The sequence below is a fragment of the Pontixanthobacter gangjinensis genome, assembly GCF_009827545.1.
GTDB lineage: Bacteria > Pseudomonadota > Alphaproteobacteria > Sphingomonadales > Sphingomonadaceae > Pontixanthobacter > Pontixanthobacter gangjinensis.
Map to the genome: position 1 here is coordinate 354,423 of NZ_WTYS01000001.1, position 17,254 is coordinate 371,676.

Below are 17,254 nucleotides of genomic sequence, written 5' to 3' on the forward strand. Positions count from 1 at the left end.
CTCTCTTCATCTCTCATTTCGCCGTCGCTAGCCTATCGAGCCGAGAGCAGTCCATTATAAACACGACACTCAAGTCGATCAAACAATGCGCAAGCTGCCAGATCAGATTTGCCTAGCTGGGTTTTCGCACAACGCAATTGCCACAAATCAGCAAGTCCAGGCCTGAATCCACAAAACAGCGATAAGCATCTTCAGGTGTGCACACGATTGGCTCATCACGGCCATTGAAACTGGTGTTCAAAACCATTGGACAGCCAGTTTCTTCATAGAACGCCCTGATCAATGCATGAAAGCGCGGGCGCATTTCGGCTGTTACGGTTTGAATGCGCGCAGAGCCATCGACATGGGTCACCGCCGGTATCACCGAACGGCGCACTTTCAACTTATCGAACCCTGTGCGGCCACTATCCTCCGACGTGACCGGTTCCAGCTTGCTCGCCGCAACTGGCGCGACCATCGCCATATAGGGGCTGTCATGAAGGTGATCGAACCATTCAGCGCAATGCTCGGCCAAAACAGCGGGAGCGAACGGGCGAAAACTCTCACGACCTTTCACCCGCAGATTGATCTTGGCCTGCATCGAATCCGAACGCGGATCGCCTAGAATTGACCGATTGCCCAGAGCACGCGCGCCAAACTCCATCCGGCCATCAAACCAACCAGCCGCTTTGCCAGAAGCAAGATCGCTGGCGACCGTCCGGAACAAATCCTCATCCGATAGAGCCTCGAATTCGGCTCCGAGCTGCGTCAACGACCTCTCAATTTCCATTTGAGAAAACGAAGGTCCTAAGCAGGCACCATTCATGGCATCGGCAGCATCTGAAATGCAACGTGGTTGGCCCATTGCAAGGTGCCAATAGGCTTGCGCGGCGCCCAACGATCCGCCAGAATCTCCTGCTGCCGGCTGCACCCAAACGTGATCAAAATGTCCGCTTCTGGCCAGCATCCCATTGATGACGCTGTTCTGCGCCACGCCGCCAGCGAGGCATAGGTTCCGAATGCCAAACTCTTCCTGCAAACTCGCCGCCATTCGCAGTACGATCTCCTCAGTCACAACTTGGACCGAGCGCGCAATATCCATGTGGAATTGATCAATCGGTTCATCAGGATGGCGTCGGGGCTGACCAAAGATGTCGCGGAACTTGGCATTGATCGAGCTGAAACCAGTCGCATAGCCAAAATAGCTTTGGTCCATCCAGAAACTGCCATCAGGCTTAATATCAATCAGGTGTTCAAGAATTTGATCGCGGTAAATCGGCGCTCCATAGGGAGCCAAACCCATGACCTTATATTCGTCATAATTGACCCGGAACCCGATATATTCGGTGAAGGCTGAATACAGCAGCCCGAGCGAATGCGGGAACTGGATTTCGCGTTTAATGCTGAGATTATTGCCACGCCCGACAGCCACCGATGTCGTTGTCCGCTCGCCCACACCGTCAACGCTCAACACCAGTGCTTCTTCAAATGGCGATGGGAAAAAGGCGCTCGCGCAGTGGCTCAGATGATGCTCGCTGAACTTGAGTTGGCCGGTATCTGTCCAGCCCTCATCGTGCTTCTCGAACTGCTTGAGCAGCACGCTCTTTTGGAATAGCTTTTCCTTGATCCACACTGGTATCGCCGTTGCAAACGAGCGTACACCACGCGGTGCGAAGGTAAGGTAAGTATCGAGCAGACGCTCAAATTTGAGAAAGGGCTTCTCGTAAAAGACGATGTGATCGACATCGGAAAGTTTCAAACCCGCTACTGCCAGGCAATAATTGATCGAATGCTCGGGATAACCAGCATCGTTCTTTATGCGCGAAAATCGCTCTTCCTGGACCGCTGCAACTACTTTTCCGTCAATCAGCAGCGCAGCACTAGAATCGTGGTAAAACGCCGATAATCCTAAAATTGCGATCACAGTTTATGTTACCACAAAGTATAGACGAACGGGGAAATTGCGGTCCCCTGCGTCATAACAATCAGCGCGCCAAACAGCGCCAGCACCAGAAATACCGGCAACAGCCAATATTTCTTACGCACGAGCAGGAAGCGCCAAAACTCGACCAATGTCTTCATAAAAATACCATCAATATTGCCGCGACATCGTTGCCGCCTCACCTTCGCCCGGTTTACCTTCGGCAGGCTCACGCTCGATCCAATAGGTATCTTTGCGCTTCACTGCGAGCCCGACCCGCAACGGGTCACTCCCCATGAGTCTCGATAGAAGTGCAATCGGAGTTACCAAGCCAAAGAACACTATTCCAAGAATAATCGGTGACGTTATCCGCCCGAGTAACATACCCAGCTTGAGCCAGTACCGATTGGGATAATGGAAAATTCGCGGAATGAATGCGCCGCATGCCCACAACAGCAATGCAATCGCCGAAGCCCAAACCCTGACACCGCCGGTTGAATCCGCCAAAGGATAGACTGCAATCACTAGAAAAATCAGCGCAAAAAGAAATGCAAAAGCGCGATCAGAACCTTCCTTCACTGGTATATGTGCTGTATTATCCAACCCTATTCCCCGTGGCGCGTAAGCATACATGCAAATCGCAGAATAGGTCGGAGAGTCAAAGCAATTTAACAATCCAGCCACAAGCAACTTTTTGGACCTTGTAGCAAGCAACCTTCCTATTCATAGCATCGCCCACCCGACACCCACACAAGCATCAAGCTTAGCTGAGTCCCCAAAAGGGAACCGTTCTAACATTAAGCGGAAGTGGTGGTGCTGCTAGGGAGAATTAAACTCCCGGCCTCGTCATTACCAAAGCAAGGGGTAGTTTGAATAAAGGCTTATAATATCATAGAGAAAAGCCTTGAACGGTCAGTCGATTGGCCAACGACCCACGCGGTTCCCAAACTATACTGAGTTCCGGATTTGCCGTTTTCCTATCGAAAGTGTTTTGGTCCAATAAGATTCAGAAATTCGACCTGCGCGATACCTGCATGGCCTTTGGCTAGGCGGCTTAACCAACGCCCGCTATCGGGCCGGTTCCTGCCACCGCAGAACGGCGTCAATTGCGGTGGAGAGCGGACACTCGGGCACCCAGCTGAATTAGCTGAAAGTCGAATTTCCGCGGATCGGCACACTTCCTGAACGGTAAATTCAACATTGATTAAGGGGTTCTTGGCGACCTTGCCTAGGTTGCTTGAGATTGGGTGGAGGGCATGGAAGTGAAGAACGTTATTTGTGCTGCGGCAATACTGTGCTCATGCTCGGTAGCTAGAGCAGAGACTCTTCCCGTAGCGGGTGTCTATGCGAGCGGCACTGACATGGATGCAGAAATCCATACCATTGCAGTCGAAGGCTTTGGCGGTGACGCTGGTCCTGAGCTTTCCTTCTTATTGACAGACTTGCTGGCAGAAGTGGAGATCCATGGGAAGAATTGGTTCTCCATCGTACCCGCTGCGACACTCAAGAATCATCTACTTGGCATCGGGCATATTCAAGCTGTTGATGGCGATGAAGCAGCAAGCGCGGAAGATCAACTTTCAACTGTTGCGGTGTTGAGCGGAACTGCTCGTTCCCAGGTCAACGACTATTCCATTAGTCCCAAGAAGGTGAAGACTTGCGCCAAGAAGGTAGCAAAGAAGTGTGTTGAGCATGTGGTAGAAGTCTACGAATGTCGAAATATGACGGTGAGCTATACGCCCTCATTACGGATCGTCGCGCCAAATGGTGATCTGCTCTATCAGAATTCAAACTATTTAGAGGCAACCCAGTCTTACTGTGAAGATGAAGATAAGGTTCCTGATCCTGACCAGATGTTGGGTTCGCTAGCAGCTCAATATTCCTATGCGGCACGGCTAGATTTGGCACCACAGTATCGTGAAACCGAATTCCGCATCCTCGAACGACGCAACGGTTTGTCAAAGGACGACGCGCGTTCCTTCAAAGACGCAATACATTTGACTAAAACCGACCCCTTGGGAGCATGCAGTGCATTCGGAGGGCTTGAAGCTTCAAATCCCAATCAATTATCGGTGTTGTTTAACATTGGTCTTTGTCGTGAAGGAAAAGGCGATCTTACGGCTGCGCGAGAATACTATCTCCGCGCTCTTTCAGTCGAGCCACGAAGAAGCGTTACCCAGGCTGGCTTGGAACGGATCGAAAGTCGCATCCAGGCAGAGCGGCAAGTCATGGACCGTTTCGATCTCAATTAAGACTCCTGGAAATTGGGTGGCGAACGTCCGCAAGCGGGTCGTTAGCTGACAGGCCGCTTCTATCTGAAAAGTTGGATTAACCGAAAGTCCGCTTCTGGCGAAATCCAAGGCACTGCTGAATGGCCGTTATTGGGGTAGAAGGCGGACGTTCTGAATTTCGATTAGGTTTGAAACGCGCCAATCAGGCTGCTCAGGGCTGGAAATCACTATCCTAAGCGGTGGAGATCATGCCTCCGTCCAGCACTATCGTTTGGCCTGTCATCCACGAGGATGCCTGGGAACACAGGAATATTGCCGTGCCAGCAATATCTTCAGGCTTGCCCATCCTTCCGCGCGGAATCTGGGACAGCGCGAATTTTGTCATATCGTCATCTTCGATAATCTGTTTCGTCATGTCGCTTGGGAAAAGGCCTGGGGCGATTGCATTCACATTGATGCTGCTGGATGCCAGATCGGTTGCCAGATGCTCTGTCAGATGAATTACGCCTGATTTGCTGGCTGAGTAAGCATAAGTCGGCATGCCCGAATTCCTGATTCCATTGATCGAGGCAATGTTGATCACCCGCGCGGGATCTTCGCTGCTGCCGGCCGCTTTCAATAGCGGGAGGAACTTCTGTGTTGCGAAGAAAATGGATTTGATGTTGATGTCCATGACCTTGTCCCAGCCTTTTTCAGGGAAGTCCTCTAGTGGTGCAGCCCAGTTGGCGCCTGCATTGTTGATCAGGATGTCAACTTGGCTCTCACGCTTGCTGATTTCCGTGACCAGCGCTTCGATCCCCTCGACTTTCGACATATCAGCCTGGATCGCAATACATTCGCCCAGCTCAGACAGCTCCTTGGCCTTTGCTTCAAGACGTTCTGCTTTTCGCGCGGAAATGTGAACTTTCGCGCCATTTTCCAGCAGCCCACGGGCCATCATTGCACCGATACCACTTGATCCACCGGTTACCACCGCGACTTTGCAGCTCACATCGAACAGGGATTTCATACTCATCACACGCTCCCGCTGTTTCAAGCGACCATTCGCTTGAGAGCACCGCTGTGGCGGTCAATAAAATGGTGCTTCAAGGCGCCAAGGATATGAGCGCCGAGTATGATGTATAGTAAATAGGGCAGCAGGTATTTGTGAAATGTGCCCCAGATTATGTAGGCATCGCTTTTGCCCCAAAGGGGGTCGAGCTCCCACGCGAAGAAATAGGTCGGAAAGCCATGAAAGCTGGTCATGACATAGCCGGTGACTGGCATGGCAATCAGCATCACATACAGCAAGATGTGCACGCGGTGAGCCCACTTTCGCTCTGTGGGCTTAAGCGACGGGTCAAGATCAGGCCGCTTAGATCGACGGTTCCATACCAGCCGGACCAGCAACAAGGCGAATACCAGCACGCCGATCGTCTTGTGGACGACATAGTACTGGTTACGGAACCAGGTATCTTCAGGGATCATGGAAGCAAACATCCCGATCGGGAACAACGAAATGAATAATATCGCCGTTGTCCAATGGAGGATACGCGAGACACGCCCGTAACGATCAGGCTCGTTTGCCAGCGGCAGATCCAATTCTGTGGTACTTCCGAGCTGCTTCACGGCCGTCCACGACAGCATCAGCGCTGCGATCAGTGCGATAGTGGCCTGAATCCACATCAGCGCGGGTTTGGCTGAATCCATCGGGGTCTGATTGGGTTTGGGATTATCCAAAACATCTGTTCCCAGAATGGCTGCAAACCAAAATACAACCGCGAAACAGCCCAGCGCAGCCAGGAAGGTTCCGAATGCTCGGACCTTCGGAGCGCGATAGTTCATCGTCCAGGCCGTGAGCACCGAAGTGACAATGATCGCCATCGCGACCCAGCTTTCGAAATTGGAACCGTACATTTATACCTCCCCTGCTGTGGGTCAGCTGACCCTTTTGACCATGCGCTCACGAGGTTTGCGCACCTTGGCCATGGGCAACAACCAGTCCCCAGCCGGATCTCGATAACCAAGCGGCAAGAGCACGACTGAGCGCAGGCCCCGTCCGTTCAGGCCCAGAATGGCGTCCACCGAAGCGGGGTCGAATCCCTCCATCGGCGTGCAGTCGACTTCCTGTTCTGCTGCAGCGACCAGCGCGATTCCCAAAGCGATATAGGCCTGGCGCGCGGCATGCGCGTAATTCACCTCTGCGCTGCGCGGGACGTAGTTGGATTTGAGGTTTCCGTAATATTGATGGATCAGCGGAATATCGCCGCGCGCCTCGATGTTCAGATCAGTCACTTCGTCGATGCGCGCCTCGGTGTAATTGTCCCACGCGGCAAACACCAAAAGGTGCGAGCCATCGGTGATCGGCGATTGGTCGCTTGCTGCGGCGCGTATCTGTGCGAGAACGTCCGGATCGGTCACAAGGACCACTTCGAATGGCTGTGTACCGCTTGAGGTTGGTGCCAATCGGATCGCTTCGATGATTGCATCGACTTTGTCCTCTGGAACCGACTTGGCCGGGTCCATCTTCTTGGTAGCATATCGCCAGTTCAGCAGATCGATCAGTGTCTTGTTTGGCATCGTTGGTGTCCTGTTATTCCCGTACTGGCAATGGCAGTATAATACTGATACCAACGCGCTATTCGGAACTGATGCCCTCAGCAAGAGGGGACATTTCTGACCCTAAGTTACATGCAGGTAACCACTATGTTGAAATGCGAGCCGCCTTCAGAAAGAGTTCTTGCACAAGGTGCCGGGCAGTGCCCGGATTGTAAGCGTATCAACGAGGTCCTGGCCAGAGTTGGTGATCGCTGGAGCGTGCTCGTGATAATTTCGCTCGCTCAGTACGGAACGCTGCGCTTCAACGAATTGAAGCGGAACTTGGGGATTTCGCAGCGAATGCTGAGCCGGACCTTGCAGGAACTGGCGAGGGACGGGCTTGTCCACCGCAAACAATACCCGACGATCCCGCCAAAGGTTGAGTACACGCTTACCAATATGGGGGAATCCTTTCGCGAACCGGTCAATGCGCTTGGCATTTGGGCCCTTGAGAACCTGACGAACATCGATGAAGCAAGGGCCAGCTACGATGAGGTGGCGGATTGACTCAGCTGGGTCGATTCAGCCGAACTCCAATCTGGCATTCCACCGTCCGCAATCGGGCCGTTTCAAGCTTTGTGCACCCCCACAAGGGAACCGTTTCACACTAAGCGGAAGTGATGGTGCTGCTAGGGAGAATTGAACTCCCGGCCTCGTCATTACCAATGACGCGCTCTACCACTGAGCTACAGCAGCACTCTAGAACAAGGCGCGCCCTATTGTCGGGACAGTGCCGAAAGTCAAGCCGGTATGCGCGTGAACTCCCTCACTGGGCTTGAGCAAACAGGCGATAGGCTGCAATAGCTTTCGAAATGAATGATAGAACCACAGACAATGACGAAAACTTGTCCCGTGAAGACCGTTTGGCGGCGAAGCTGCGGGAGAACCTGCGGCGGCGCAAGACACAGGCGCGTGAAATGACCGGAAGCCGCGACGAGGCATCTACCAAATCGGCCCTTCCCAAAACAGGCCGCGAAAGCTAGTTGCAACTGCTTCTGAAAACCTAGAGGAGCACGCCTCTTGCCGACCCTAATTCTTGTCCGCCATGGCCAAAGCCAGTGGAACCTTGAAAACCGCTTCACCGGATGGTGGGATGTCGACCTAACCGAGAAGGGCATCGAGGAGGCAAAAGCCGCCGGGGTGTTGATGGCGGAGAAGGGTGTATTGCCCACCACCGCGTTCACATCATTCCAGACCCGAGCGATCAAGACACTGAATTTGGCCTTGGGCGAATGCGACCGTTTGTGGATCCCAGTGATCAAGGATTGGCGGCTCAATGAACGCCACTATGGCGGACTGACCGGGCTTAACAAGCAAGAAACCCGTGACAAACACGGCGACGAACAAGTCCATATCTGGCGGCGCAGCTTCGATGTGCCGCCGCCGCCGATGGAAGCGGGCAGCAAATATGATCTGGCGGCCGATCCGCGTTATGCAGGAATTGATATTCCCAACACCGAGAGCTTGAAGCTAACCATTGAGCGTGTGCTGCCCTATTGGGAAAGCGACATTTTGCCGGTTCTGGCCAGCGGTGAGACCGTGATAATTTCCGCGCATGGCAACTCGCTTCGCGCACTGGTGAAGCATCTGTCGAACATCTCGGATGATGACATTACCGGGTTGGAAATCCCGACTGGCGAACCGATCATCTATGAATTTGATGATGATATGCAGCCTGGCGAACGCTATTATTTGAAGGATAAATGATGGCTAAAGTTGCTATCGTGATGGGCAGTCAATCCGATTGGCCGACCATGCAATGCGCATCCGGCGTGCTTGAGGAATTGGGCGTTGAAACCGACGTTCGGATTGTTTCTGCGCACCGCACGCCTGACCGGATGGTGGAATTTGCGAAGAACGCGGCTGAAGAAGGCATTACAGTCATCATCGCCGGTGCAGGCGGTGCCGCGCATTTGCCCGGCATGATCGCCGCGATGACGCATCTTCCGGTATTAGGTGTCCCCGTCCAGTCGAAAGCGCTTTCGGGCTTGGACAGCTTACTGTCGATTGTGCAGATGCCAGCTGGTGTTCCCACTGGCACGCTGGCGATTGGTGAGGCTGGCGCAACCAATGCTGGACTGCTCGCCGCTGCAATCCTCGCCACCAATGATGGTGCGTTGACCGATCGGCTAAAAGCTTGGCGCGCAGCGCGCAGCGATGCCGTAGCCGAGCGGCCGGCAGAATGATGGCGGCAACGCGATGCTGAAGGCCGGGGGAACAATCGGGATTTTGGGTGGCGGGCAGCTTGGCCGGATGATGGCGATGGCTGCCGCGCAATTGGGCTATCACTGCAAGATATTTGCGCCCGAACGCGAATCTGTCGCGGCGCAGGTCAGCGATGATTTCTTCTTTAACAAATGGGATGACACCGCCGCGCTAAATGCTTTTGCGCAGCAATGCGATGTGATAACTTGGGAATTCGAGAATGTCCCGGTTGACCCGCTGTCGGCCATTGAAGACCGGCTCCACCCTCACCCGCGAGCGCTGGAAACTGCGCAAGACCGGCTGAATGAGAAACGCTTTGTCGAAGGACTCGGCGGCAAGCCTGCCGCCTATGTCACGATCGATTCGCATAACGACCTGATCGCGGCGATTGACAGGATTGGCGCGCCCGGCATCCTCAAAACCCGCCGCGACGGCTATGACGGCAAGGGCCAGTGGCGAATTGACTCCAGCCGCGATGCAGAAGGTCTGCGACTGCCTGACACCGCTACAATTTATGAAGGCTTCGTCGAATTCTTCGCCGAATTTTCAGTTATATTAGTTCGCGGTCATGATGGCGAAATACGCTTCTGGGACAGCGCCGAAAATGTCCACATAGACGGCATTTTGGCCAGCTCGACCTTGCCTGCCAGCGACAGAGTTTGCGCGCAAGTCGAGGAGGCGCGCAAATTAGCCGCCTCGATTGCGCAGGCACTGGATTATGTCGGTGTGCTGACCTGCGAATTCTTTGCGACGCATGAGGGGCCGATCTTCAATGAAATGGCTCCGCGAGTGCACAATTCGGGACACTGGACCATCGAAGGCGCGGTCACCAGCCAGTTCGAGAACCATATCAGAGCGATATGCGGATTGCCGCTGGGTGATACGGCGACCACTGCGCCGCGAATCCAGATGCAGAATCTGGTCGGCAAGCAAGCAAAGACTGCGCTTGATCTGTTGTCAGAACCGGACACGCATCTGCACCTCTATGGTAAAAAACAGGCGCGTGACGGCCGTAAGATGGGTCACATAACGCGGATCGGACGCGATTGATGAGTGAAGCGCAATCCCAAACCATTGTCCTGATTTACGCCCGCGCTGAAAATGGCGTGATCGGCAAGGATGGCACTTTGCCTTGGCACCTCCCGGCTGATTTGAAACACTTCAAAGCCCTTACCATGGGACCAGATGGTATGGGCCGCCCCATGATCATGGGGCGCAAGACATTTGAAAGCTTGCCCGGCATCCTTCCTGGTCGCCGCCACATTGTGCTGACTCGCAGGGAGCGGTGGGACAGCGCAGGCGCGGAGGTCGCACATTCAGCCAAACAGGCGCTGAGCCTGGCAGGCCCCGGAGAAGTCGCGATCATAGGTGGGGCGGCGATTTATGATGTCTTTCACCCGCTAGCCAACCGGATCGAGCTAACCCAAATTCATGCCGAATATGACGGCGATACTTTTATGAAGCCGCTTGGGCCAGAATGGACAATCGTTCGAAGCGAAGATCATCCTGCAACCAGTGATCGCCCCGCCTATTCCTTCTGTACATTGGAACGCAGCGAATGATCCGCAAAATCCTCCTGTCGTTGATCGGCCTGCTGGTCATTGGCACCATCGCGTTCTTCATACTTGCTCCGGGAATGATCGAACGCGACATGAACCGGATCGATGGCAAGCCGCTGCCCGAAATTTCGGCCGAAGCGCAGGCGCTGCATGACACATTGACTATCGTCGATTTGCATTCGGATACGCTACTGTGGAAGCGTAATCTGCTCGATCGGGCCGAGCGAGGCCAGATGGATTTGCCGCGTCTGCAGGATGGCAACGTCGCGCTGCAAATTTTCTCCAGCGTGACCAAAACGCCGAAGGACCAAAATTACGATTCCAACAGCGCCGAAAGCGATAATATCACCGGACTGGTGATCGGCCAGTTGCAGCCGACACATACATGGGATTCGCTACTGCAGCGGTCGTTATGGCATGGCCAAAAACTGGACAAAGCCGCAGAGGGGTCGGACCGCGCGCTGCTTAAAATTTCAAACGCCGAAACGCTGGCAGAATTATTCGAAGCGCGCGATGCGGCCACTGATACCAAGCCTGTCGGGGCGATGCTCAGCATAGAGGGTCTGCACAATCTCGAGGGCAATGCGGAAAATCTCGGCCTGCTGTTCGAGGCAGGGTTTCGCATGGCCAGCCTGACCCATTTCTTCGACAATGAACTGGCCGGATCAATGCATGGCCTCAAAAAAGGCGGTCTTACGCCGATGGGCCGCGAAGTGATGGCACGGATGGAACAGATCGGCATGATCGTCGACATCGCACATTTGAGCAAGGCAGGCGTCGCCGAAGTGTTGGCAAGCGCGACCCGTCCGGTTGTCTCAAGCCATGGCGGTGTGCAGGCCACCTGCAAGGTCAATCGAAATTTGAACGATAACGAGATCCGCGGCCTTGCGGAAACCGGAGGCATTATCGGCATCGGATATTGGGAAGGCGCGGTATGCGACACCTCACCCGCAGCAATCGCCAAGGCTATGAAGCATGTCCGCGATCTGGTCGGGATCAAGCATGTTGCATTGGGCAGCGATTATGACGGCGCAGTAACCGTGCGGTTCGACACGTCGGGACTGGTCCAGGTCACACAAGCCTTGATGGAAGCAGGTTTCAGTGAAGATGAAATCCGCGATGTCATGGGCCGCAATGCAATTCGCGTATTGACCGCCGGGATTATGCCTGCGCCAGCCGCCGCACTGAACACCCCAGAGGCGGTGGATCCCGCCGAATGAGATGGCTCGACCACCGCGAAGCGCCGCCTGAAAGTCTGCGCGGCGCAATTCTGGCGCTCGGCAATTTTGATGGGTTTCACAAGGGCCATCAAGCAGTTGCTGGCGAGGCAATCCGCTGGGCGCGTGAAGAAGGCCGACCGGCAATCGTCGCGACATTCGATCCGCATCCGGTCAGCTTTTTCAAGCCCGATATCGAACCCTTCCGTCTGACCACGCTTGAACAGCGACAGGAACTATACGTCGAAGCTGGCGCGACCGCGATGCTCGTTTTCCATTTTGACCACGCGCTTGCCTCCACAACAGCGGGCGAGTTCATTGGCGATCTGCTGGCCGAACGATTGGCTATAGCTGGAGTGGTGACGGGGGAAGACTTCACCTTTGGCAAAGCCCGCGGCGGCAATGCTGATATACTGCGCGAAGTGGGCGCGAAACACGGCATCAAAGCGCGCACAATCAGCCCTGTTGGTGACAGCGATGAGGTCATCTCCTCCAGCCGCATCCGCGAGGCGTTACGCGCAGGGAACCCGCAAGAGGCAGCGCGGCTGTTGACGCGGCCATTCGCGATCAGGGGTATTGTCCAGCATGGAGACAAGAGGGGGCGCGAAATCGGCTATCCCACTGCCAACCTTTCAGTGGAGAATTATCTCAGGCCCAAATTCGGCATTTATGCCGTGACCGGGCGGATTCTTACCACCGGCGAAGAATTGAAGGGTGCAGCTAATATCGGTATCCGGCCCCAGTTCGAGCCGCCCAAAGAATTGCTCGAACCCTATTTCTTTGATTTCGCCGGTGACCTTTACGGGCAGGAGATAGAAGTGGCGTTTCACCATTTCCTGCGTGGTGAGGCCAAGTTCGATTCGCTCGAGGAACTGATGGAGCAGATGGAGCGCGATTGCACCCGCGCTGCAGAATTGCTGGGATAGATTTGGGGTAGGGTTTCTAGAATGAAAATATGGCTCACACGGCTGGGGTTTCTGGCCGCGCTCGGATTTGTCGCGCTGACTGTCGTCAATGCCAGCTGGCTGGCCAAAGCGCCGGGGGGCTCGGTTAAGCTGGTGGCCCAGCGCGGCGTTGCGCAAGTGGCACACGATACCAGGCTGGGGCCTGATAATTGCACTGCGGCCGCAATCGAACCGCCGCTGCACGATTTCATCGACAACACTGGCCCATCGGCGAAACACGCGGGAATTCTTGGTATGCGGCTGATCGAAATCGATCTCGCCATGACCAAAGATGGCGATTTGGCTGTATTTGGTGACACAAGCCTCGATTGCCGGACAGATGGCTCAGGGCCGGTTGGCAGCAAGACGATGGAGGAGCTTGGCGCGCTCGACGCAGGATATGGCTACACTGCAGATAGCGGCAAGACTTTCCCATTGCGCGGCAAGGGGGTGGGCGCGATCCGTCCGCTGGAACGATTCCTGCAATCGGTTTCTTCGACCAATCGCTTAGTGTTCAATTTCGGCTCTGATGATCATACAGAAGCTGACCTGCTCGCAACCAAGCTGAAGCTGGTAGGGCGCGATCCTGAAAAACGCACCGATGTGTTTTTTGGCGATGCCGCTCCGGTTGCGCGGATCAAGGAAATTTACCCCGAGGCATGGGCGTTCAGCCCCGAAGCGGCAAAGCAATGCGCCAGCGATTATGTGCTGACCGGCTGGACCAGCTTTCTGCCCGAAAGCTGCAAAGGCGGCACCATGATCATTCCGGTGGATGAGCAATGGAAATTCTGGGGCTGGCCCAACAAGCTGATTGCGCGGATGGCAGAATTTGGCGGCACCATCATCGTCAGTGGGCCGGAAAGCGCGGGCGAGCCGATTGCCGGCCTGACCTTGCCCGAACAATTGGGCGACATCCCGCGTGATTTTAACGGCTATATCTGGGTCGATGACACCTGGGCGATTGCTCCTGCCCTCTATCCGAGCTCCGACCGGCGCAGCAAAGACGAGATCGCCGCGACCAATGCCGCGCTGGAGAAACGCCGCGAGCGACAATAGCGCCAGAAAGACGCAAGCAAACACTTTATCCGCTCACGCAATTGCCCTAACGGCTTTGCCCTATGCCCCAAGACACGTCCAAAGATACGCCAGCAGACGATCAAGCGCGCGATTACCGCCCGACCGTTTTCCTGCCGAAGACCGATTTCCCGATGAAAGCCGGCCTTCCGCAGAAGGAACCGGGCATTCAGGCGCGCTGGGAAGAAACTGGCCTGTATGAAAAACTGCGCGCGGCGCGTGCAGGGCGCGAGAAATTCATCCTGCATGACGGCCCCCCTTACGCCAATGGCGATATGCATATCGGCCATGCGCTGAACCATGTGCTGAAAGACACGGTCGTGCGCACGCAGAGCTTGCTCGGCAAAGATGCGCCATACGTGCCCGGCTGGGATTGCCACGGCCTGCCAATCGAATGGAAGGTGGAGGAGCTCTACCGCAAGAAGAAGCTCAACAAGAACGACGTTCCGCCGAAGGAATTCCGCGCTGAATGCCGCGCCTATGCCCAGAAATGGGTCGATGTTCAGCGCGAGCAGCTTAAGCGGCTCGGCATCAATGGCCGGTGGGACAAGCCCTATCTGACCATGCGCCCGCAGGCGGAAGGCGCGATTGTCGCCGAACTGCACAAATTCGCCGAGACCGGCCAGCTCTATCGCGGCGCGAAGCCGGTGATGTGGTCGCCGGTCGAGGAAACCGCGCTGGCCGATGCCGAGGTCGAATATGCTGACCTGACTGACAGCCCGCAGATCGATGTGGCGTTCGAGATTGTTGAAGGGCCGCTATCCAACATGGTCGGCTCTCACGCGGTAATCTGGACCACGACGCCGTGGACCATCCCGGTGAACCAAGCGCTCGCCTATGGCCCCGACGTTGATTATGCGTTTCTGCACATTCACACGCAGCCTGATGGGGAAGTTGCGAAATCGGCTCGCGTCTCTGATGTGCTGATTGCCGAAGCGCTTGTCGATCAGTTCGCGACGCGGATCGGCATTACTTCAGACCATTATGAGATTGGTTGGCGCGGCAAAGGCTCCGACCTCGCCGGAACCATCGTCCGCCACCCCATGCACCATCTCGGCGGGTTCTACGCCAAGCCGCGCCCCATGCTCGCGGGCGATTTCGTCACCACCGACAGCGGCACCGGTATCGTGCACATGGCGCCTGATCACGGCGAGGACGATTTCGACCTGTGCAAGGCAAACGGCATCGATCCGGTCTTCGCCGTCATGGGCGACGGGCGTTATCGCGACGACTGGCTGTGGCTCGGCGCAGGTGATGTCGATGCAGACGGCAAGGAACGCCGCCGCAGCGTCATCAACAAGCCGTTCAACGCGCCAGACGGGCCGATCTGCTCCGATCTACGCGCGGCGGGTGCGCTGCTGTCCGCCAGCGCCGATTATCACCACAGCTATCCGCATTCGTGGCGTTCCAAAGCCAAGGTCGTCTATCGCTGCACCCCGCAATGGTTCATCGCGATTGACGAGGCGTTGGAGCACATCTCGCCCAAGACGCCGCAAGAAAAGGGCTGGGAAGGCGAAGGCGGCGCAATCCAGCCTTCCGACGAAACGCTCTGCGCTGCACCGACATTGCGCGAGCGGGCGCTGTCCGAAATCGAAGCCACGCGCTTCGTGCCCGAGAAAGGCCGCAACCGCTTGCGCTCTATGGTCGAGGGCCGCCCCGACTGGCTGATCAGCCGCCAGCGCGCATGGGGCGTGCCGATTGCTCTGTTCGTGCACCGTGAAAGCGGCGAATTGCTGGTCGATCCAGCCGTCAATCACCGAATCCAGACGGCCATCGCAAATGACACCGTCGACGCATGGGAAGAAAGCCGCGCCGCTGAATTCCTCGGCCCTGATCGCAACCCCGATGATTACGAGATGGTCAAAGACATTCTCGACGTGTGGTTCGACAGCGGCTCGACCCATGCCTTCGTGCTCGAATCGGATGAATGGCCCGAATTGCAGTCCCCCGCCGATCTGTATCTGGAAGGCAGCGACCAGCATCGCGGCTGGTTCCAGTCCTCGCTGCTCGAAAGCTGCGGCACCAGAGGCCGTGCGCCTTACAAGGCAGTGCTGACCCACGGTTTCACTATGGACCCCAAGGGCATGAAAATGTCCAAGAGCCTTGGCAATACGGTCGATCCGCTGAAGGTAATGGAGCAATATGGCGCGGATATTATCCGGCTGTGGGCGCTGAGCGTTGATTACACCGAAGACCACCGGATCGGTGATGAAATCCTCAAAGGCGTGGGCGATACCTACCGCAAACTTCGCAACACTTTCCGCTATCTGCTCGGCGCGCTCGACGGGTTTGATTACGATAAAGAAGGCGTGGAAACTGCCAATATGCCCGAGCTGGAGCGTTATATGCTCCACCGGCTGGCGCAACTCGATGCCACGCTACGCACTGCAATCGATGATTTCGATTTCAATGAATATGTCCGCGCGCTGTCCGAATTCACCAATGAGGATTTGTCGGCCTTCTTCTTCGATATCCGCAAGGACCGGCTCTATTGCGATGCGGCGGGCGGGCTGGAACGGCGCGCCTATCGCACAATGCTCGACATTTTGTTCCAGGCGCTGATCCGCTATTCTGCGCCAGTGCTGGTCTACACAGCAGAGGAGGTGTGGAGCACCCGCTTCCCCGAACGCGGCAGCATCCATCTGGAAGAATTGCGCGCATTGCCGTCCGACTGGGCCGACGAAACGTTGGCTGCACGGTTCGATGCAATGCGCGATCTTCGCGAAACAGTGATGGAGGCAATCGAGCCTCTCCGGCGCGAGAAAACAATCCGCTCTGGGCTGGAAGCAGATGTAATTGTTCCCACGAATCTGGTGCCAGAGGGTTTCAGCGATGCCGATTTGGCAGACCTGTTCATCGCCGCGTCAGTCACTCGCGGCCAAAGGGATGGCGTGCAAGTCACCCGAACATCCGACCACAAATGCGGCCGCTGCTGGCGCTTACTGCCCGAGGTTACCGAGGACGGTGCGTTGTGTGGCCGGTGTGACAGCGTTGTTGCAGAACTGGACGCAGCATGACCGATATTCTCACCAAGAACCGCACTATCGGACTAATCATTGCGTTAGTAATTTTCGCCGCTGATCAATGGATAAAGTGGATTGTCGATTCGCAACTGGCGATGAAGCTGGGCGAGCGGATTGACCTGCTGCCATTTTTTGCGTTGCACAGGGTGCATAATTACGGCGTGTCGATGGGTATGTTCACGGCAACCTCCCCAGAAATGCGCTGGGGCCTTGTGCTGTTAACCGCGCTTATCGCAGTCGTAGTATTCGTTTGGATGCTGCGGGAGAAAGCGTTCGGCGATATTCTTGGCCTGTCGCTGATCCTTGGCGGCGCGCTCGGCAATATCGTTGACCGTTTCAACATGGGCTATGTGCTCGACTTTGCCGATTTCCACATTGGTGGGTTCAGTCCGTTTCTGGTTTTTAATGTTGCTGATGCCGCTATCACCATTGGCGTAGTGATCATCCTTGCCCGATCCTTCTTCGTGCGCGATAAGGACTCAACAAACACGAGTGAACCGGCGAATACCGCCGTGGAGAGCTAA

General features: G+C 55.6%; 18 protein-coding genes and 1 tRNA gene. 12 read left to right on the top strand and 7 right to left on the bottom strand.

Translation table 11 applies throughout. The features are described from left to right. Positions 1-112: 112 nt before the first annotated feature. The 3 genes from GRI36_RS14000 to GRI36_RS01725 are packed head-to-tail and all read right to left on the bottom strand — an operon-like array spanning position 113 to position 2,503. Complete coding sequence (locus tag GRI36_RS14000; RefSeq protein WP_202392093.1) at positions 113-1,903, bottom strand: carbamoyltransferase family protein; 1,791 nt, start codon at positions 1,901-1,903, stop codon at positions 113-115. A gap of 8 nt (positions 1,904-1,911) precedes the next feature. Further along, a complete protein-coding gene (locus GRI36_RS13685) occupies positions 1,912-2,061 on the bottom strand; it encodes a DUF5989 family protein (RefSeq protein WP_202392094.1) in 150 nt (49 codons plus the stop codon). 10 nt (positions 2,062-2,071) lie between these two features. Further along, positions 2,072-2,503 carry an SxtJ family membrane protein gene (locus GRI36_RS01725; protein WP_160596897.1) on the bottom strand — a complete coding sequence of 144 codons (432 nt, stop codon included), beginning with the start codon at positions 2,501-2,503 and terminating at the stop codon, positions 2,072-2,074. Positions 2,504-3,156: 653 nt separating this feature from the next. Here GRI36_RS01725 and GRI36_RS01730 point away from each other — a divergent pair. Continuing rightward, entirely contained in the window at positions 3,157-4,152 is a 996-nt protein-coding gene (locus tag GRI36_RS01730; protein WP_160596898.1) for a tetratricopeptide repeat protein, read from the top strand. 211 nt (positions 4,153-4,363) lie between these two features. On the opposite strand, the gene GRI36_RS01735 is transcribed toward GRI36_RS01730, so the two are convergent. The 3 genes from GRI36_RS01735 to GRI36_RS01745 are packed head-to-tail and all read right to left on the bottom strand — an operon-like array spanning position 4,364 to position 6,690. Further along, on the bottom strand, positions 4,364-5,146 hold the full coding sequence (locus GRI36_RS01735) for a glucose 1-dehydrogenase (RefSeq protein WP_160596899.1): 783 nt from the start codon (positions 5,144-5,146) through the stop codon (positions 4,364-4,366). A 17-nt stretch (positions 5,147-5,163) separates the two neighbouring features. Next, the gene (locus GRI36_RS01740) at positions 5,164-6,027 is read right to left on the bottom strand and encodes a cytochrome b (RefSeq protein ID WP_160596900.1); all 864 of its coding nucleotides are present in this window, start codon (positions 6,025-6,027) and stop codon (positions 5,164-5,166) included. 21 nt (positions 6,028-6,048) lie between these two features. Continuing rightward, positions 6,049-6,690 carry an NAD(P)H-dependent oxidoreductase gene (locus GRI36_RS01745; protein WP_160596901.1) on the bottom strand — a complete coding sequence of 214 codons (642 nt, stop codon included), beginning with the start codon at positions 6,688-6,690 and terminating at the stop codon, positions 6,049-6,051. Positions 6,691-6,816: 126 nt separating this feature from the next. On the opposite strand from GRI36_RS01745, the gene GRI36_RS01750 reads away from it, so the two are divergent. Then, positions 6,817-7,215, top strand: coding sequence for a winged helix-turn-helix transcriptional regulator (locus GRI36_RS01750; protein WP_160598990.1), 399 nt, complete (start codon positions 6,817-6,819; stop codon positions 7,213-7,215). Between the two features lie 114 nt (positions 7,216-7,329). Here the strand turns inward: GRI36_RS01750 and GRI36_RS01755 are convergent. Then, positions 7,330-7,404: transfer RNA gene (locus GRI36_RS01755), tRNA-Thr, on the bottom strand. 116 nt (positions 7,405-7,520) lie between these two features. On the opposite strand from GRI36_RS01755, the gene GRI36_RS13690 reads away from it, so the two are divergent. From GRI36_RS13690 to lspA, 10 genes are all read left to right on the top strand, one after another. Then, positions 7,521-7,691 carry a hypothetical protein gene (locus GRI36_RS13690; RefSeq protein ID WP_202392095.1) on the top strand — a complete coding sequence of 57 codons (171 nt, stop codon included), beginning with the start codon at positions 7,521-7,523 and terminating at the stop codon, positions 7,689-7,691. A 37-nt stretch (positions 7,692-7,728) separates the two neighbouring features. Then, complete coding sequence (gene gpmA / locus GRI36_RS01760) at positions 7,729-8,415, top strand: 2,3-diphosphoglycerate-dependent phosphoglycerate mutase (RefSeq protein WP_160596902.1); 687 nt, start codon at positions 7,729-7,731, stop codon at positions 8,413-8,415. After that, complete coding sequence (gene purE / locus GRI36_RS01765; RefSeq protein ID WP_407985653.1) at positions 8,412-8,894, top strand: 5-(carboxyamino)imidazole ribonucleotide mutase; 483 nt, start codon at positions 8,412-8,414, stop codon at positions 8,892-8,894. Before gpmA ends, purE begins: the two co-directional genes overlap by 4 nt. Before the next feature lie 13 nt (positions 8,895-8,907). Next, entirely contained in the window at positions 8,908-9,963 is a 1,056-nt protein-coding gene (locus tag GRI36_RS01770) for a 5-(carboxyamino)imidazole ribonucleotide synthase (protein WP_160596903.1), read from the top strand. Continuing rightward, complete coding sequence (locus tag GRI36_RS01775; protein WP_160596904.1) at positions 9,963-10,475, top strand: dihydrofolate reductase; 513 nt, start codon at positions 9,963-9,965, stop codon at positions 10,473-10,475. Before GRI36_RS01770 ends, GRI36_RS01775 begins: the two co-directional genes overlap by 1 nt. Further along, positions 10,472-11,692 (top strand): dipeptidase, encoded by a 1,221-nt coding sequence (locus tag GRI36_RS01780; protein WP_160596905.1) that lies wholly within the window; start codon positions 10,472-10,474, stop codon positions 11,690-11,692. The genes GRI36_RS01775 and GRI36_RS01780 overlap by 4 nt, the downstream gene beginning before the upstream one ends. After that, the gene (locus tag GRI36_RS01785; protein ID WP_160596906.1) at positions 11,689-12,615 is read left to right on the top strand and encodes a bifunctional riboflavin kinase/FAD synthetase; all 927 of its coding nucleotides are present in this window, start codon (positions 11,689-11,691) and stop codon (positions 12,613-12,615) included. Before GRI36_RS01780 ends, GRI36_RS01785 begins: the two co-directional genes overlap by 4 nt. A 21-nt stretch (positions 12,616-12,636) precedes the next feature. Next, positions 12,637-13,689, top strand: coding sequence for a glycerophosphodiester phosphodiesterase family protein (locus GRI36_RS01790; protein WP_160596907.1), 1,053 nt, complete (start codon positions 12,637-12,639; stop codon positions 13,687-13,689). A 62-nt stretch (positions 13,690-13,751) separates the two neighbouring features. Beyond that, positions 13,752-16,724 carry an isoleucine--tRNA ligase gene (gene ileS / locus GRI36_RS01795; protein ID WP_160596908.1) on the top strand — a complete coding sequence of 991 codons (2,973 nt, stop codon included), beginning with the start codon at positions 13,752-13,754 and terminating at the stop codon, positions 16,722-16,724. Then, on the top strand, positions 16,721-17,254 hold the full coding sequence (gene lspA, locus GRI36_RS01800; RefSeq protein ID WP_160596909.1) for a signal peptidase II: 534 nt from the start codon (positions 16,721-16,723) through the stop codon (positions 17,252-17,254). The genes ileS and lspA overlap by 4 nt, the downstream gene beginning before the upstream one ends.